15 protein-coding genes are annotated in these 16,405 nt (G+C 68.6%); 6 read left to right on the forward strand and 9 right to left on the reverse strand.

The window, feature by feature from the left end; translation table 11 throughout:
• Nucleotide 1 precedes the first annotated feature (1 nt).
• The 4 genes from D8I30_RS00600 (at nucleotide 2) to D8I30_RS00615 (ending at nucleotide 3,830) form a co-directional block, all read left to right on the forward strand.
• On the forward strand, nucleotides 2–511 hold the full coding sequence (locus D8I30_RS00600; protein WP_121481004.1) for a YcnI family protein: 510 nt from the start codon (nucleotides 2–4) through the stop codon (nucleotides 509–511).
• A gap of 20 nt (nucleotides 512–531) precedes the next feature.
• The gene (locus D8I30_RS00605) at nucleotides 532–1,029 is read left to right on the forward strand and encodes a copper chaperone PCu(A)C (RefSeq protein WP_121481005.1); all 498 of its coding nucleotides are present in this window, start codon (nucleotides 532–534) and stop codon (nucleotides 1,027–1,029) included.
• A 301-nt stretch (nucleotides 1,030–1,330) separates the two neighbouring features.
• Nucleotides 1,331–2,428: a redox-regulated ATPase YchF gene (ychF, locus tag D8I30_RS00610; RefSeq protein WP_121481006.1), complete on the forward strand. Its 1,098-nt coding sequence runs from the start codon at nucleotides 1,331–1,333 to the stop codon at nucleotides 2,426–2,428.
• A 130-nt stretch (nucleotides 2,429–2,558) separates the two neighbouring features.
• Complete coding sequence (locus D8I30_RS00615) at nucleotides 2,559–3,830, forward strand: O-acetylhomoserine aminocarboxypropyltransferase/cysteine synthase family protein (protein ID WP_121481007.1); 1,272 nt, start codon at nucleotides 2,559–2,561, stop codon at nucleotides 3,828–3,830.
• 3 nt (nucleotides 3,831–3,833) lie between these two features.
• Here the strand turns inward: D8I30_RS00615 and D8I30_RS00620 are convergent, their stop codons facing one another.
• The 6 genes from D8I30_RS00620 to petA form a co-directional block, all read right to left on the reverse strand.
• On the reverse strand, nucleotides 3,834–4,313 hold the full coding sequence (locus tag D8I30_RS00620) for a hypothetical protein (RefSeq protein WP_162938751.1): 480 nt from the start codon (nucleotides 4,311–4,313) through the stop codon (nucleotides 3,834–3,836).
• A gap of 105 nt (nucleotides 4,314–4,418) precedes the next feature.
• A complete protein-coding gene (locus tag D8I30_RS00625) occupies nucleotides 4,419–6,017 on the reverse strand; it encodes a M28 family peptidase (protein WP_121481009.1) in 1,599 nt (532 codons plus the stop codon).
• Between the two features lie 99 nt (nucleotides 6,018–6,116).
• A complete protein-coding gene (locus D8I30_RS00630) occupies nucleotides 6,117–7,766 on the reverse strand; it encodes a M28 family metallopeptidase (protein ID WP_121481010.1) in 1,650 nt (549 codons plus the stop codon).
• Between the two features lie 141 nt (nucleotides 7,767–7,907).
• Nucleotides 7,908–8,783, reverse strand: a complete 876-nt coding sequence (locus D8I30_RS00635; RefSeq protein WP_121481011.1) for a cytochrome c1 — start codon at nucleotides 8,781–8,783, stop codon at nucleotides 7,908–7,910.
• Nucleotides 8,784–8,788: 5 nt separating this feature from the next.
• Complete coding sequence (locus tag D8I30_RS00640; protein WP_121481012.1) at nucleotides 8,789–10,087, reverse strand: cytochrome b; 1,299 nt, start codon at nucleotides 10,085–10,087, stop codon at nucleotides 8,789–8,791.
• A 17-nt stretch (nucleotides 10,088–10,104) separates the two neighbouring features.
• Nucleotides 10,105–10,659 (reverse strand): ubiquinol-cytochrome c reductase iron-sulfur subunit, encoded by a 555-nt coding sequence (gene petA, locus D8I30_RS00645; RefSeq protein WP_121481013.1) that lies wholly within the window; start codon nucleotides 10,657–10,659, stop codon nucleotides 10,105–10,107.
• Between the two features lie 195 nt (nucleotides 10,660–10,854).
• Between petA and D8I30_RS00650 the strand changes: the two genes are divergently transcribed.
• Nucleotides 10,855–11,310, forward strand: coding sequence for a tRNA (cytidine(34)-2'-O)-methyltransferase (locus tag D8I30_RS00650; RefSeq protein WP_121481014.1), 456 nt, complete (start codon nucleotides 10,855–10,857; stop codon nucleotides 11,308–11,310).
• Between the two features lie 151 nt (nucleotides 11,311–11,461).
• Here the strand turns inward: D8I30_RS00650 and D8I30_RS00655 are convergent, their stop codons facing one another.
• Entirely contained in the window at nucleotides 11,462–12,745 is a 1,284-nt protein-coding gene (locus D8I30_RS00655) for a dipeptidase (RefSeq protein WP_121481015.1), read from the reverse strand.
• Nucleotides 12,746–12,980: 235 nt separating this feature from the next.
• Here D8I30_RS00655 and hemF point away from each other — a divergent pair, with 235 nt between their 5' ends.
• Nucleotides 12,981–13,835, forward strand: a complete 855-nt coding sequence (gene hemF, locus D8I30_RS00660) for an oxygen-dependent coproporphyrinogen oxidase (protein WP_205570757.1) — start codon at nucleotides 12,981–12,983, stop codon at nucleotides 13,833–13,835.
• 33 nt (nucleotides 13,836–13,868) lie between these two features.
• Here hemF and D8I30_RS14620 read toward each other — a convergent pair whose 3' ends face one another.
• A complete protein-coding gene (locus D8I30_RS14620) occupies nucleotides 13,869–14,207 on the reverse strand; it encodes a response regulator (RefSeq protein WP_240387269.1) in 339 nt (112 codons plus the stop codon).
• Nucleotides 14,180–16,384 (reverse strand): ATP-binding protein, encoded by a 2,205-nt coding sequence (locus D8I30_RS00665; RefSeq protein WP_240387270.1) that lies wholly within the window; start codon nucleotides 16,382–16,384, stop codon nucleotides 14,180–14,182. The genes D8I30_RS14620 and D8I30_RS00665 overlap by 28 nt, the downstream gene beginning before the upstream one ends.
• Between the last annotated feature and the right edge of the window lie 21 nt (nucleotides 16,385–16,405).

Below are 16,405 nucleotides of genomic sequence, written 5' to 3' on the forward strand. Positions count from 1 at the left end.
CATGACCCTTAGCCCCCTGATGACGGCCCTGGCGGCCGCCGCCCTGCTGCCGTCGGCCGCCTCGGCGCACATCGGCCTGACCCAGCGCCAGGGCGAGGCGGGCGCCTATCACGGCGCCTTCTCCCGCGTCGGCCACGGCTGGGGCGAGGCGGCGACCACGGCGTTCACCGTCCGCCTGCCCGACGCCGTTCCCGCCGTTCGGCCCCAGCCCAAGCCGGGCTGGACGATCACCGTCGAGCGCGAGCCGCTGGACCCGCCCATGATGCAGAACGGGCGGCCGCTGACCGAGCGCATCCGTTCCGTCACCTGGAACGGCGGCCCCCTGGCGGCCGATCAGTTCGACGACTTCGGCCTGCTGATGCCGCTGCCGTCCACGCCGGGCGACCTCGCCTTCACGGCCGTGCAGACCTGCGGCGCCGAGAGCGTGGCCTGGGACGGCGCCGACGCGGCCCATCCGCAACCCATCCTGACCGTGGCGCCCGCCGCGCCGACGGTCCATCATCACCAATGAGCCCTCTGGAGACCCCAAGCATGAAGACTGTTTCCGCCGCCCTGCCCCAGCCCCTGCTGCTGGCCGCCGCCGCCCTGGCCCTGACCGCCTGCGGTCAGCCGACGGAGAAGGCGGTCGACGCCGCCGCCGTCGCTCCGGGGACCGTCCAGGCGGCCGACGCCTGGTGCCGTCCGACGCCCAAGGGCGCCAAGGTCGGCGGCTGCTACCTGACCCTGACGGCGGGGTCGGATGATCGGCTGGTCAGCGTCTCGACCGCCCTGGCCCAGTCGGCCGAGGTGCATGAGATGAAGACCGAGAACGGCGTGATGAGCATGGGCCACCTGCACGACGGCCTGGCCCTGCCCGCCGGAACCCCGGTCGAACTGAAGCCCGGCGGGAACCACATCATGCTGATGGGCCTGCGCGATCCGCTGGTCGACGGCGGCGTGGCGTCCTTCACCCTGACGTTCGAGAAGGCCGGGCCGATCAGCGTCCACGCGGCGGTGAAGCAGCCGCCGGTGGTGGATTCGGAGGAGTAGAACCCTCTCCCAATGGGAGAGGGCTTGAGCCTCCAAGAGCCGAAGGCGATTGGTAAAGGCGAAAGGGTGAGGGTTCGCGGTTGAAGGCGGCCAAAGGCCGTCATGCAACGGCTCACGCCGACTGAAAGGACAAGCCCCTCACCCTTTGGCTGCTTCGCGCCGCCCTTCGGGTCGCGCCAGAACGACGGCTCTGCCGCCGTGCGCTCAAGCCCTCTCCCGCCGGGAGAGGGTTCCCTGTCTGTCGCCCGCACCTGACAAACCGGACCGAACCGGCTAAAGGCACGCGCTCACGAGGAATACCATGGCTCTTAAAGTCGCGATCGTCGGCCTGCCCAACGTCGGCAAGTCCACCCTGTTCAACGCCCTGACCAAGACGGCGGCGGCCCAGGCCGCCAACTATCCGTTCTGCACCATCGAGCCGAACACCGGCGACGTGGCCGTGCCGGAAGAACGCCTGAACGCCTTGGCGGCCATCGCCGGGTCCAAGGAGATCATCCCCGCGCGGATCACCTTCGTCGACGTGGCCGGCCTGGTGCGCGGCGCGTCCAAGGGCGAGGGCCTGGGCAACCAGTTCCTGGCCAACATCCGCGACTGCGACGCCATCGCCTTCGTCGCCCGCTGCTTCGTCGACGACGACATCACCCACGTCGAGAACCGCATCGACCCCATCTCGGACCTCGAGATCATCGAGACCGAGCTGATGCTGGCCGACCTGGAGAGCCTGGAGCGCCGCCGCGTCCAGATCGAGAAGCGCGCCAAGGGCGGCGACAAGGAATCCCAGCTGAACCTCAAGCTGATCGACGCGGCCCTGGCGCAACTGCGCGACGGCAAGCCCGCGCGTCTGGCCGAGGTGTCCAAGGAAGACCGCAAGGCCTGGGACATGCTGCAACTGCTGACCGCCCTGCCCGCCCTCTACGTCGCCAACGTCGAGGAAGGCTCGGCGGCCGAGGGCAACGACCTGTCGGCCAAGGTCGCCGAGCGCGCCAAGGCGGACAACGCCCAGACCGTGGTCATCTCGGCCCAGATCGAGTCCGAGATCGCCGTGCTGGACGACGCCGAACAGGCCGAATTCCTGGACACCCTGGGTCTGACGGAGCCGGGCCTGAACCGCCTGATCCGCGGCGCCTACGACCTGCTGGGCCTGCAGACCTATTTCACCGTCGGGCCGAAGGAAGCGCGCGCCTGGACCATCCCCGTCGGCGCCACGGCCCCGCAGGCCGCGGGCGTGATCCACACCGACTTTGAAAAGGGCTTTATCCGCGCCGAAACCATCGCCTTCGACGACTACGTCACGCTGAAGGGCGAAGCCGGCGCCAAGGAAGCCGGCAAGATGCGCGCCGAGGGCAAGGCCTACGTCGTCAAGGACGGCGACGTCATGCACTTCCTGTTCAACAACTGACGCCTTCCTGCAGGGCGGTTAGAAAATCTGACCGCCCTCGCAGAAAAACTGAAATCCCATTTCACGGCGGGCTTTGCTAAGCCTCGGGATGAATCGGCGCGATCCGGCGCCGCTCCTCCCGGGGACAGCCATGAAGTTCGACACCCTCGCCGTGCACGCCGGCTATGCGCCGGATCCGACCACCCGGTCGGTGGCCGTGCCCATCTATCAGACCACCAGCTACGCCTTCGACGACACCCAGCACGGGGCGGACCTGTTCGACCTGAAGGTGGCGGGCAACATCTACACCCGCATCATGAACCCGACGTCCGACGTGCTGGAGCAGCGTCTGGCGGCGCTGGAAGGCGGCATAGCGGCCCTGACGGTGGCCTCGGGCCAAGCGGCGATCACCTACGCCATCCTGACCATCGCCGAGGCGGGCGACAACATCATCGCCACCTCGACCCTGTACGGCGGCACCTACAATCTGTTCGCCCACACCCTGCCCCAGTACGGGATCACGGTGCGCTTCATCGACGCCGCTGATCCGGCGGCCATCGCCGCCAACACGGATGAGCGCACCAAGGCGGTCTTCTGCGAGTCCATCGGCAACCCGTTGGGCAATGTCGTGGACTTCGGCGCCCTGGCCGACGCGGCCCACGCGCAAGGGTTGCCGCTGATCGTCGACAACACCGTGCCGACCCCCTACCTGACCCGCCCGATCGAGCATGGGGCGGACATCGTCATCCATTCCCTGACCAAATACATCGGCGGGCACGGCACCTCGATCGGCGGCGCCATCGTCGACAGCGGCAACTTCCCCTGGGCCGAGCACAAGGCGCGCTTCCGTCGTCTGAACGAGCCGGAGGTCAGCTACCACGGCGTCGTCTATACCGAGGCGCTGGGCCCGGCGGCCTTCATCGGCCGGGTGCGGACGGTGCTGCTGAGGAACACCGGCGCCGCCATCTCGCCGTTCAACAGCTTCCTGATCCTGCAGGGGCTGGAGACCCTGGCCCTGCGCATGGATCGCCACGTCGAGAACGCCACCGCCATCGCCCAGTGGCTGAAGGCCCACCCCAAGGTGGAATGGGTCAACTACGCCGGCCTGGAAGATCATCCCTCCAACCCGCTGATTCAGAAGTATTTCGGCGGCAAGGCGTCGGGCCTGCTGACCTTCGGCGTGAAGGGCGGGCGTGAGGCCGGCGCCCGCTTCCAGGACGCGGTCAAGCTGTTCACCCGCCTGGTCAACATCGGCGACGCCAAGTCGCTGGTCTGCCACCCGGCCTCGACCACCCACCGTCAGCTGTCGCCGGACGAGCTGAGGAAGGCGGGCGTGACCGAGGACACGGTGCGCCTGTCGGTCGGCATCGAGCACATCGACGACCTGATCGCCGACCTGGATCAAGCGCTGGCGGCGGTCTGAGGGTCAGTTCGCCAGACTGGTGCAGCGGATCAGCCGGACCGGCAGAGCCGTCCCCTGGTCCAGCCAGGTCAGGCGTAAGGTCTCCTCCGTGGCCTCGAAGCGCACGCGCTCGCGGCTGGAGGCGCCCTCGGCTTCACAATCAAGCACGGCGTCATAGCCCATGCCCCGCTCGTCGATGCTCACGATGGCGCAGCGGTTCTCATAGCCCCGCAATTCAGTGGTGGTGATCTCGATCGGCACGCGATCGCCGCGTGGATTGGCGCACCAGTCGGCCGCGGCGGCCCAACGCCCGATGAAGCTGGCCGCCCCCGCGCCGCGCATCAGGGGCTCCATGCCCGGCGGCCGGGGCGGCGGGGCCGCCGAGGTTCCCGGCCCCTGGACAGGGAGCGCCGGCTCGGTCGGCGGGTTGACGCGCTGAGGTCCGTCGCAGGCGGTCAGGGCCACCGTCAGGCCCGCGACGGACAAGATAGGATGAGGTTTCATCCGCGTTCCAACGTCCGAAAGGTTCGGGACGTTGCGCCTGCCCCCCGGGCGCCGGCAGGCTTCCCCAGCCCGGCCTCCGTTGAGACCCGGCTTATGACTGCACGCCTACTGCCGCGCGGCGTCGCTGCGGGCGCGGACCTGGCCGAACTCGGAGGTCGGCTTCCAGCTCGGCCAGTGGTCGCCGTTGGCCAGTTGCAAGCCCAGGCGATACAGCAGCGTCAGGTTCTCGACCGCCGAGCGCAGGTCCCAGTCGGCCGACCATTCGTCGCTGGCGCGGTGATAATCGGCCCCGAACTTGGCCTTCCACGCCGCCAGCCCCGCCTCGCGGCCGCCCTCTACCCAGTCCACCCCGTGCCACGGCATCAGGGCGGGCACGCCCGCGCGGGCGAAGGGGAAATGGTCGGAGCGATAGTAGAAGTTCTGCTCGGGCTGGCCGTCGTCGGAGACGTAGCGGCCCTGGGCGTCGGCCAGGGTCTGCAGGTCATCCTCAAGGCTGGTCTGGCCCTTGCCGAAGATGGCCACGTCGCGCGTCGGCCCGCTGAGGGGCAGCATGTCGATGTTGATATCGGCCACGGTCATCTCCAGCGGGTAGACCGGATCGGCGGCATAGGCGTAGGCCCCCATCAGGCCCATCTCCTCGGCGGCCATGTGGGCGAAGACAATGGTGCGGCTGGGCGCGGGCGCGGCCTTCAGCTGGCGCGCCATCTCGACCACGCCGATGGTGCCCGAGGCGTTGTCCCAGGCGCCGTTGAACACCTGATCCGCGCCCGCTCCGTGGCCGCCGACGCCCAGATGGTCCCAGTGGGCCGAATAGATGATCACCTCGTCAGGCCGTGTCGTGCCGGGCAGCTTCGCCAGCAGATTGCGGGTGCGAAGGACCTTGATCGTCTCCTGGGCCGAGGCGGTCAGGCGAACGTCGGGAAGGGCGAAGGCGCGGAAGTCGCCGGTCTGCAGATGCGGCCGCAGCGCGGTCAGGTCCAGCCCCAGGGCCATGGCCGTCTCGCGGGTCAGCGCGCCGCCCAACTCCAGATCGGCGGCGCCGGGCGTCATGGTGCGGGTGCGCGTCGCGCCGTTCGTCTCGCGCCGCCAGGCCGCCTCATCGTCGATGACCGTGAGCACGGCCAGTGCGCCGCGCCGCTTGGCCTCGTCGGCCTTGTAGGAGGCGTATTGATAGGCGGTGGCGTAGGGGCCGTTGAACAGGTCGCCGTCCGGCTCGCCCGCCACGACCAGAACCACCTTGCCGCGCACGTCCAGGTCGCCGTAGTCGTCCCAGCCTCGCTCGGGCGCGAAGATGCCGTAGCCGGCGAAGACGACGGGCGCGTCAGCGACCGCGCCCCGGCCGCGCGGGTTCACGGCGCGCAGCGTCAGGTCCGTTCCCGGCGTCAGGGGATGGCGCACGCCGTCCATGCCCGTCCAGGCGGCGACAGCGGCTCCCGCGGGCGTCAGTTGCAGCAGGTCGACGGGCTGCAGCCACTGGCCGTTCGGGCCGCCGGGCGCCAACCCCATGGCCTCATACTGGGCCTGCAGCCAGTCCAGGGTCTTCTTTTCGCCGTCCGTGCCCGGATAGCGGCCCTGGAAGTCGTCGGCGCTGATGATGCGGATCTCGTCCGAAAGGCGCTGGGCCGAGAAGTCCTGGGCCGAGGCCGCGCCCGCGACGAGCAGCAGAGCGGCGGCGGCGACGCCGCGAATGAGACGATGATACATGGCGATTCCCTTGCCCCCTCGAGGCGCCTGCGCACAGTCATAGGGCGGCCCCTTGCGAGGCCGCCCCTAACTTTTTTGTAATGATCCGGGACCGGAGCGTCAGCGGCGCTGATCGGCGCTCTTGGCGCGTTCGAGGCCGAACTCGGAGCCCGGCTTCCACTGCGGCCAGTCACGGCTGTCAGCCAGGTCCCGGCCGACCTTGAACAGGACATCCAGATCCTGGAGCATGCCGGAATAGTCCCAGTCGGCCTCCCACTCGTCCGCTGCCTGGTGATAGCGGTTGGCGCGGTAGTCGGCGGCGCGGGCCTGACGCGGCTCGATCGGCGCGTCGACGAACTCGCCCGTCGAGGACAGATAGGCCATCGGCACCCCCTTCTTGGCGAGCGGGAAGTGGTCGGAGCGGAAATAGATGCCCGCCGCCGCGCCGGCGTCGCCGACGAAGCCGCGCCCTTGCGCCGCCGCGGCCGCGATAACCGGCTCGTCCAGTTCCGAATGGCCGTAGCCGGTCACGCCCAGCTTGCTCATCCGGCCGAAGACGGCGGTCGAATCCAGGTTGAACCCGCCGACCGTCTTCGCCAGCGGATACAGGGGATTGGCGGCGTAGAACTCCGAGCCGAGCAGGCCGCTTTCCTCGCCGGTGAAGCTGATCATGACGATGGTGCGCTCAGGTCGCGGCCCGGCGGCGAAGGCGCGCGCCAGTTCCAGCAGACCCGCCGTGCCCGAGGCGTTGTCGATGGCGCCGTTGAAGATGCGGTCGCCGTTGGCGTCCGGCTCGCCCATGCCGATGTGGTCCCAGTGGCCGGTGTAGAGGATGGTCTCGTCCGGATGGGTCGCGCCCTCCAGCTTGGCCACGACGTTGTGGGTGACGATGCGGTCGGTCTTCACGTCGAAGCTGGCGTCGAGGGTCGCGCCCTTCAGCTCAACCGGCTGGAAGTCGGGGCTGCGCGCCTTGATCTTCTCCTGCTCGAAATCGAGGCCGGCGCGTCGGAACAGGTCGACGGCCAGGTCGCGCTGGATCCAGCCCTCCATCGGCACGCGCTCGGCCGAGGGGTTCTGGCGCACGATGTCGAACTGCGGCACGCCCCAGGAGTTGGCGACCGTGGTCCAGCCGTAGGAGGCCGGCTTGGTCTCGTGGACGATCAGCACGCCCGCCGCGCCCTGGCGGGCCGCCTCTTCATACTTGTAGGTCCAGCGGCCGTAGTAGGTCATGGCCGAGCCGCCGAAGGTGTTCAGCGACGGGTCCTCGAAGTCGGCGTCGTTGACCAGGACCACGATGACCTTGCCGCGCACGTCGGTCTTGAAGTCGTTCCACTGGCGCTCGGGGGCGTTGATGCCGTAGCCGACGAAGACGAGGGGCTTGTCCTTCAGGTCCACGGCCGCGCCCGGCAGGCGGGTGGTCATGGTGACCTCCTGGCCCTGCGTCAGCGACTGGCTCCAGTCGCCCAGCTTGAGGCGGCCCGAGACGTTGGAGACGGCGAAACGGTTCAGGCCCACGGCCTGGGTCCAGCCGCCGTTCTCGCCGCCCGGGGCGAAGCCTGCGGCCGCATACTGGCGGCTCAGGTAGTCGATGACCTTCTGTTCGGCCGGGGTGGCGATGCCGCGCCCCTCGAAGCTGTCATCGGACAGGACGCGAATGTCCTCGGAGATGCGCCCGGCGTCGAACTGGGGCGCGGTCTGCGCCTGGGCTGCGGCGGCGCTCGCCAGGGCGGCGGCGAACGCCAGGACGGCGGCGGAAGAGGAAAGACGCATACAGACGAACCCTTCGGCAAATGACGGTGCGACCGTAGTGGTCGAAATCGCCCGAGTCGACAGGCGCAAGGGCTGGATCGGACACGAAAAAACCCGCCGGATCGCTCCGGCGGGTCTTGTCGTCTTGCAAAGGCGGACGCCTTAGTGGGCGACACCCTTCCAGATGCGGCGGTAGCTGGCGTAGGTCACGCCGGCGAAGCCCAGCAGGAAGATCAGCACGCCGAAGCCCATCTGCTTGCGCTCGACCATTTTCGGCTCGGACGTCCAGGCGATGAAGGCCGCGACGTCCTTGGCCATCTGGTCGACCGTGGCCTCGGTGCCGTCGTCAAAGGTGACCTGGCCGTTCTGCAGCGGCGCGGGCATGGCGATGAAGCCGCCCGGCGGCACGTGGCCCTTGCCTTCCCAGAACGGGGTCATGTCGCCCGCCATATAGGGGTTGTAGTGCTGGCCCGGCGCCATCTTCAGACCGGCCGGCGGGGTCGAATAGCCCGACAGCAGCGAATAGATGTAGTTGGCGCCGTCGTGGCGAGCCTTGGCCATGACCGACAGGTCCGGCGGCATGGCGCCGCCGTTGGCCGCCGCGGCGGCCGTGGCGTTCGGATAGGGATTGGGGAAGCGGTCGGCCGTGGTGGCGTCGCGCATCAGGGCCTCGCCCGTTTCCGAGTCGATGTCGGCGACCTGGATCTCCTTGGCCAGAGCCTTCACGACCGGGTTGTCGTTCGGGTTCGGATACTTCGGATTCCAGAACGGCCCGTGCTTGTCGCCCAGGTTGCGGAAGTGCACCAGGTCCATGCCGTGGCAGGAGGCGCAGACCTCGCGATAGACCTTGTAGCCGCGCTGCAGCTGGCCCTGATCGAAGGTGCCGAACGGCCCGGCGAAGCTGAAGCCGCCGTCGCGCGGATGCTTGGCGGCCCCGGCGGCCATCGCCGGGGCGGCGATGGCGACCAGGCCGACAGCGGCCGTCACGGAAACGAGGATCTTGCGGAAGGACACGGTCTTTTTCTCGTTGCTCATCATCGCGCTCAGGCCTTCTCGGCTGCGGTCGACGGGAGCACGGGCTCCGAGATCGTCGCCGGGATCGGCAGCGGCTTCTCCCGCAGGCCGATGAGCGGCATCAGCACCAGGAAGAAGACGAAGTAGTAGGCCGTGAACAGACGGGTCAGCCACAGGTAGGAGTTCAGCTGGCCGTCGATCAGGTTGAAGCTGGGCATGCCCGGGACCACCGGAGCGTCCGGCAGCTGCGCGCCGCACCAGCCGAGGCCGAAGCAGACGAACAGGAAGATGATGAAGAAGGTCTTCATCGTCGGGCGGTAGCGCATCGAGCGCACCTTGGACGTATCCAGCCAGGGCAGGACGAACAGCACGCCGATCGCCGCGAACATGGCCACCACGCCGCCGAACTTGTCGGGGATGGCGCGCAGGATCGCGTAGAAGGGCAGCATGTACCACTCAGGCACGATGTGCGCCGGGGTCTGCAGCGGGTTGGCCGGGATGTAGTTGTCGGCGTGGCCCAGGGCGTTCGGGTTGTAGAAGACGAAGACCGCGAACAGGATCAGGAACAGGATGATGGCGAAGCCGTCCTTGACCGTGAAGTACGGGTGGAAGGGCAGCATGTCCTTCTTCTGGCGGTCCTTCGGGATCAGGATGCCGACCGGGTTGTTCTGACCGGCGGCGTGCAGGGCCCACAGGTGCAGCACCACGCAGCCGGCGATGACGAACGGCAGCAGGTAGTGCAGCGAGAAGAAGCGGTTCAGGGTGGCGTTGTCGATAGCCGGGCCGCCGCGCAGCCAGACCAGGATCGGCTCGCCGACGACCGGGATGGCCCCGATCAGGTTGGTGATGACCTCAGCGCCCCAGAAGGACATCTGGCCCCACGGCAGGACGTAGCCGAGGAAGGCGGTGGCGATCATCAGGAAGAAGATGACGCAGCCGACGATCCAGATCATCTCGCGCGGCGCCTTGTAGGAGCCGTAGTAGAGACCGCGCAGCATGTGCAGGTAGACGGCGACGAAGAACATCGACGCGCCGTTGGCGTGCACATAGCGGATCAGCCAGCCGCCGTTCACGTCGCGCATGATGCGCTCGACCGAGGCGAAGGCCAGGTCAACGTGCGGGGTGTAGTGCATGGCCAAGACGATGCCGGTGATGATCTGCGTCATCAGGCAGAGGGCCAGGATGCCGCCGAAGGTCCACCAGTAGTTCAGGTTCTTCGGGGTCGGCAGGTTGGCGTAGTCCATGCCGAAACGGATGATCGGCAGGCGGGTGTCCATCCACCGCTCAACGGCGGTTTTCGGGACGTAGGTGGATTCGTGATCGCTCATGGTTCCTCGGTCCGTCCTCAGCCGATCTTCACGCGGGTGTCGGACAAGTATTCGTAGTTCGGCACGATCAGGTTCAACGGCGCCGGTCCCTTACGAATACGGCCCGAGGCGTCGTAGTGCGAACCGTGGCACGGGCAGAACCAGCCGCCGTAGTCGCCGGCGTTGAAGGTCGGCACGCAGCCCAGGTGGGTGCACGAGCCGATGACCACGAGATATTTCTCGTGACCCGGCTTGGTGCGTTCGGCGTCGGTCTGAGCCGGGCTGCCCACGGCGCCCTCGTCGATGACCTTCTTGAGCTCGGCCGGGGTGCGATAGCGCACGAAGACCGGCTTGCCCTGCCACTTGATGACGACCTGCTGGCCTTCCTGGACCTTGGTGACGTCGAACTCGATCGACGCCAGGGCCAGGGTGTCGGCCGCCGGGTTCATCTGATTGATCAGGGGCCAGGCCACCATCACGCCGGCGCCGGCCGCAGCCGCGCCCGCCGCAATGTGGATGAAGTCGCGGCGAGTGGCGTCGCCACCCCCGTGTTGGCCGTCAGGCCCGTCAGCATTCACGACCGATTCGGCCACGCGTTTCACCTCTGCAACGCCGGTCGCCCGTCCCGATATGGAACGTCCACCGGATGGAACCCTTCATGCGATGGCAAACCCCTGCCTGTCCGGCCTCGATTTCGACCCCTTCGGACAAGCTGGAAAGACAGCTTGCGAAACGGTCGCAACAAAAGCCGCGACAAGGCCCCGCCCCGCGCGTATGAGGGCCTTAGAATGCGTCTCGCCCTTTTTCAACCTGACATCCCCCATAATGTCGGCGCCTGCATCCGACTGAGCGCCTGTTTCGGCGTGGAATTGCACGTCATCGAGCCGACGAGCTTCCAATTCGACGACCGCGCCATGAAGCGGGCGGCCCTGGATTACGGCCCCTTGTCCCATATGACGCGCCACGCCGACTGGGACGCCTTCCAGCGCGACCGGGCGCCGGGGCGGCTGGTGCTGTTCACCACGCGCGCGGCCGAGCCGCTGACGGATTTCGTCTTCCGTCCCGACGACGTCCTGCTGTTCGGCAAGGAAAGCGCCGGGGCGCCCGACTACGTCCACGCGGCGGCGGATGCGCGAATCTTCATCCCGATCCGGGCGGAGACCCGGTCGCTGAACCTGTCGGTCAGCGCGGGAATCGGCCTGCACGAGGCGTTGAGGCAGACGCAGGCGTTGCCGTCGCGCTGATCCTTCTCCCCTTGTGGGAGAAGGTGGACGGCGCAGCCGGACGGATGAGGGGTCTCGGGACGCCAAGACCGTGGCCTATTCTCCGCTGAGAAACCCCTCATCCGCCCCTGCGGGGCACCTTCTCCCACAAGGGGAGAAGGCTTCTATCGGATCACTCCGGCGCGCCGTCGTTCGGCAGTTGCGCCAGGTTCGGGCGTTCGCCGCGCTTCGACGCCGCCACGCGCTCGACCGCGCGCATGACGCGCAGCAGGTTCTCGCCCGAGATCTTGCGGATGTCGGCCTCGCTCCAGCCCCGGCGCATCAGTTCGGCCAGCAGGCGCGGATAGCCGTCCACCCCCTCCAAGCCGACCGGCAGGCTGTCCACCCCGTCATAATCCCCGCCCAGGCCGACATGGTCGATGCCCGCGACGTCGCGCACGTGCTGGATGTGGGCCACCACGTCGTCCATCGTCGCCTTGGGCGCGGGGTTGGCCGCGACCCAGGCGTCGAGGCCCGCCTTGACCGCCGCCGGGTCGCCGGGGTTCAGGCTCTTCAGCCGCGCGTCCTCGGCCGAGCGAGCGGCGCCCCAGGCGCGCACCGGCTCGCTGATGAAGCCCGGCACGAAGGTGACCATGACGACGCCGCCGTTGGCGGCCATCTGGCGAAGCACGGCGTCCGGCACGTTGCGCGGATGGGCCGTCACGGCCCGCGCCGAAGAGTGGGAGAAGATCACCGGCGCCTCGGACACGCGCAGGGCGTCGACCATGGTGTCCTCGGACACGTGGCTGAGGTCGACCATCATGCCCAGGCGGTTCATCTCCTTGACCACCTCCTCGCCAAAGGCGTTGAGGCCGCCCCATTTGGGCGCGTCGGTGCCGCTGTCGGCCCAGGTCGTGCTCTTGGAGTGGGTCAGCGTCATGTAGCGCGCGCCCGAATCGTAGAACTCGCGCAGCAGGCCCAGGGAATCGTCGATGGAGTAGCCGCCCTCCATGCCGATCAGGCTGGCGATCTTGCCGCCGCGGTGGATGCGGGCCAGGTCGTCGGCGGTCGTGGCGATCTCGAAGGTCTCGGGGTGGGCGGCGACGATGCGCTTGACCGTGTCGATCTGCTCGAAGGTGGCCTTGGCGGCGTCGACCGGGGCCATGCTGGCGGGCACGTACACCGACCAGAACTGGCCGCCCACGCCCCCGGCGCGCAGGCGCGGAATGTCGGTGTGCAGACGCGTCGTGGCCGACAGATTCGCATTCAGATCAACGCGGTAGGGATCGTTCCCAAAGCCCTGACGCAGAGCCCAGGGCAGGTCATTGTGACCGTCGATCAGAGGGGTGCGCTTGAGAATCTGCATCACGCGCGCCTCATCGGCGCCCGCCTTCGTCGATTGAGCCAGGGCCGGACCGGACAGGACGGCGAGCGAGGCGGCGGCCAGCAGGGTGGCGCTCAGGGCGGTGCGGATCATGGGTTCCCCTCATATGAACTGGCCCGCGCGACGCCCCCGGCGCCGCTTGGCGGGCGCGGCACGCTGACACAGGCGGGCCGCCGAGGGAACCGCCTGCGGGGCTCGCTTGTGATCTGGATCAAGGCCCCCTCGCCCGCCCTGCGGCATCTGGCTTTCGTCCGCGCGATCAGCCCGGACTGTTCAGAAAGGCCGCGCCATGGTTGAAGCCCTCATGATCCAAGCTGACCCCGCCCTGATGGTTGAGCGCCGCGAGCGCGCCCGCGTCTGGTTCGAGACCCTGCGCGACAAGATTCACGCCGGTTTCGAGGCCCTTGAAGACGCCGCCCCCGCCGAGCTGTTCGCCGGAGAGGCCGGCCGCTTCGTCCGTACGCCCTGGGACCGGCCCGAGGGCGGCGGCGGCGTCATGGGCATGATGCGCGGCCGCCTGTTCGAGAAGGTCGGCGTTCACTGCTCGACCGTGCATGGGACCTTCCCGGCCGACTACGCCCGCAACGTGCCGGGCGCCGAGGAAGACCCGCGCTTCTACGCCACGGGCATCAGCCTGATCTGCCACCCGGTCAGCCCGCGCGTGCCCGCCGTGCACATGAACACCCGGCTGATCTCGACGACGAAGACCTGGTTCGGCGGCGGCGGCGACCTGACGCCCGTGCTGGACACGGACCGTCGTGACGACCACCCGGACACGGTGGACTTCCACGCCGCCATGAAGGGCGCCTGCGACGCCTTCGACCCGTCCTGGCACGCCAAATACAAGCAGTGGTGCGACGAGTATTTCTTCCTGCCGCACCGCAATGAGCCGCGCGGCACCGGCGGCATCTTCTACGACCACCACGACAGCGGCGACTGGGAAAAGGATTTCGCCTTCACCCAGGCCGTCGGCGAGGCGTTCCTCAAGGTCTATTGCGACATCGTGGCCCGCCGCATGAACGAGCCCTGGACCGCCGAGGAGCGCGAGGAACAGCTGATCCGACGCGGCCGCTACGTCGAGTTCAACCTGCTCTACGACCGCGGCACCATGTTCGGGCTGAAGACCGGCGGCAACGTCGAGGCCATCCTCAGCTCCATGCCGCCCGAGGTGAAGTGGCCCTGAGCCCGTCCTCGCATCACGGCCTGGGGTCTCGCCTCAGGCCGTGACCTGATCGGTCGTCCGTTCCAGGGCCTCGGCGACGGCCCGGGTCAGGCCCGCGACGCTGAGCGGCTTGGTCAGGTGGCCGTCGGCGCCCGCGCGACGACTGGCCTCGACGTGTTCGCTCATGGCGTTGGCGGTCAGCATGAGGATGGGCGTGGCCTCGGCCCCGGTGCGTCGCTCGTAAGCGCGGATTTCGACGGTCGCCGTCAGCCCGTCCATCACCGGCATCTGCATATCCATCAGCACCAGATCGAACCCGCCTCGCCGGAAGGCGGCCAGGGCCTGGGCGCCGTCCTCGACCGCCGTCAGTTCGACCCCCAGAGGCTCGAGCATGGCCTCCACCACCTTGCGATTGGCCGGATGGTCGTCGGCCAGCAGGATGCGCGGCGCCCCCTGACGGCCCGAAAGGACGGCCTGGGCCGGCCCGGCGACGGGCGCAGGCGTCGTGTCCGGCGCGGCCTCATCCTCCGCCTCCTCCACGAGCGGCAGAGCCAGATCGAACCAGAAGCGCGCGCCCTCGCCCGGCGGCGAGTCGCAATCCAGCCGCCCCCCATCAGCCGCACGAGATCGGCCGAAATCGCCAGACCCAGGCCGCTGCCGCCGAAGCGGCGGGTGATGGAACCATCGGCCTGCTGGAAGCGATGGAAGATGCGCGACTTGAAATCGGCGTCGAAGCCGATGCCGGTGTCCGTGACGACGAAGCGGACACGGCCGTCGTCCGTCAGCACGACCTCCAGATCGACCGTCCCCGCCTGGGTGAACTTCAGCGCATTGCTGACAAGGTTGGTCAGCACCTGCCGCAGCCGCACCGCATCGCCCGTGACCCGGCGAGGAAGGCGTGGATCCTGTTCCAGCCGCAACTCGACCTGCTTGCCGAGGGCCAAAGGCTCCCACATGGCGACGACGTCGCGGACCGCCTGACCCAGATCGAAGGGCGCGGGGTCGATGGCCAGCTCGCCCGTCTCGATCCGGGCCAGGTCCAGAATATCCGACAGCAGCCGCTCCAGGGTGACGCCGGACGAGCGAATGACGTCCACCAGTTCGCGGTCCCGTTCAGGCAGGCCCCGTTGGGACAAGGCGTCGGCCATGGCCACCACCCCGTTCAGGGGCGTGCGGATCTCGTGACTCATATTGGCCAGGAATTCGCTCTTGGCCCGGTTGGCGGCCTCGGCGCGCAGCTGGGCCTTCTTGAGACGTCGTGACTGCCGCCTCTGCCACAGCAGGACGAACAGCACGGACAGGGCGAAGACCAGGCTGATGCCCAGAATCCAGTTCTGCCCCCGGATCACGGCGCGCTGCAGCTGGGTGTTCGCCCTCGCCGTCTCCAGCTGGCGGCGCCGCTCGGCCAGTTGCTGCTGCATGTCGCCGGTGACCTGATGGATCCCGGCGCTGAAGCGACGCGCTGCGTGCACGTCGCGCTGGCGTTCATAGTCGCGCAGGACCGCGAACGCCTCGCTCGGGCGGCCCGAGCCGAACAGGAGTTCAGCCTCGACCAGGCGCTCCCTGGGATCGACGATGCCCGCCGGCGCCAGTTCGCGCAGCCGCCGCAGGTCGCTGCGAGCGCCGGCCAGATCGCCCAGCCGCGCCCGCGCCACGCCTCTGAGCGGCAGGATGTCGAGCGCCAGGAAGGCCTCGCCGTCGATCAGGGCCGTAAAGGGCGCCAGGCAGTCCAGCACGCCGCGCGAATCCTGGCGGCCATCGGCCACGAAGGCGCACAGGGCGGCGTCATAGGCCCTCAGGCTCTCCAGGCCGGCGCGCTGGGCCAGGCGATGGTGGGCCGCGTAATAGTGCTCGGCTCGCGGCAGGTCCCCGACCTGAAGGGCCATCCGGGTCAGGTTGTAGAGGCTGTCGAAATCCGGACGCGGATAGTCGGGGTTGGAATCGTCGATCTCGAACCGGCGAAAGGCGGCGGCCGCGCCGACCACGTCGCTCAGCTTCATCAGCCCCATGCCGGTCATTTCCCACACCCCGGCGCGGGCGGTGGCGGCGAAGGGATCGTCGACGGGGATTTCCGCCTCCGCCGTGGTGAGCAGGCGCAGCCCCTCGCCGATGCGGTCCTGGTCCATCAGCGCCAGGGCGCTCAACCGAGACGCATGAGCCTTGACGAACCAGTCCTCGGCCGTGCGGGCGACGCGCTCCAGTTCCGGGACGACCGACACGTCGCCCTGATCGTAGCGAATGGTCAGGCCGTTCAGCCGGGCGATGGCGAGATAGCGGTCGTCGCCCTGGGCCCGCGCGCGCGCGGCCAGGCGCTCGTTCCACAGGGTCGCCTTGTCGAAATCCCCCTGGTTCAGCACCGTCCAGGTCACATGATAGAGGCGATTGAGCCCTTCGCGGTCGTGACGCTTCAGGGCTTCCAGCCCGAAGGCCTCGAGGGCCGCGAAATCGGTGCCGGCGGCGCGCTCCTCGACCGCGCGCGCCAGTTCCACGACCTGCGACGGCGCCGCCGAGGCCGGCGGGGCCGCCACCAGCACGGCGGCGGCGATCAGGGACGTGCGAAGAATGGACATGGCGCTTCCAGACGGCATCCC

Origin of the sequence: Brevundimonas naejangsanensis, from assembly GCF_003627995.1 — a bacterium.
Lineage (GTDB): Bacteria > Pseudomonadota > Alphaproteobacteria > Caulobacterales > Caulobacteraceae > Brevundimonas > Brevundimonas naejangsanensis_B.

Coding starts and splice junctions, on each gene's coding strand:
- D8I30_RS00640 (WP_121481012.1), bottom strand. CDS start 10,087: ATGAGCGATCACGAATCCACCTACGTCCCGAAAACCGCCGTTGAGCGG.
- D8I30_RS00600 (WP_121481004.1), top strand. CDS start 2: ATGACCCTTAGCCCCCTGATGACGGCCCTGGCGGCCGCCGCCCTGCTG.
- hemF (WP_205570757.1), top strand. CDS start 12,981: ATGGTTGAGCGCCGCGAGCGCGCCCGCGTCTGGTTCGAGACCCTGCGC.
- D8I30_RS00635 (WP_121481011.1), bottom strand. CDS start 8,783: ATGATGAGCAACGAGAAAAAGACCGTGTCCTTCCGCAAGATCCTCGTT.
- D8I30_RS00630 (WP_121481010.1), bottom strand. CDS start 7,766: ATGCGTCTTTCCTCTTCCGCCGCCGTCCTGGCGTTCGCCGCCGCCCTG.
- D8I30_RS00605 (WP_121481005.1), top strand. CDS start 532: ATGAAGACTGTTTCCGCCGCCCTGCCCCAGCCCCTGCTGCTGGCCGCC.
- D8I30_RS14620 (WP_240387269.1), bottom strand. CDS start 14,207: ATGCTCGAGCCTCTGGGGGTCGAACTGACGGCGGTCGAGGACGGCGCC.
- D8I30_RS00620 (WP_162938751.1), bottom strand. CDS start 4,313: ATGAAACCTCATCCTATCTTGTCCGTCGCGGGCCTGACGGTGGCCCTG.
- D8I30_RS00665 (WP_240387270.1), bottom strand. CDS start 16,384: ATGTCCATTCTTCGCACGTCCCTGATCGCCGCCGCCGTGCTGGTGGCG.
- ychF (WP_121481006.1), top strand. CDS start 1,331: ATGGCTCTTAAAGTCGCGATCGTCGGCCTGCCCAACGTCGGCAAGTCC.
- D8I30_RS00650 (WP_121481014.1), top strand. CDS start 10,855: ATGCGTCTCGCCCTTTTTCAACCTGACATCCCCCATAATGTCGGCGCC.
- D8I30_RS00625 (WP_121481009.1), bottom strand. CDS start 6,017: ATGTATCATCGTCTCATTCGCGGCGTCGCCGCCGCCGCTCTGCTGCTC.
- D8I30_RS00615 (WP_121481007.1), top strand. CDS start 2,559: ATGAAGTTCGACACCCTCGCCGTGCACGCCGGCTATGCGCCGGATCCG.
- D8I30_RS00655 (WP_121481015.1), bottom strand. CDS start 12,745: ATGATCCGCACCGCCCTGAGCGCCACCCTGCTGGCCGCCGCCTCGCTC.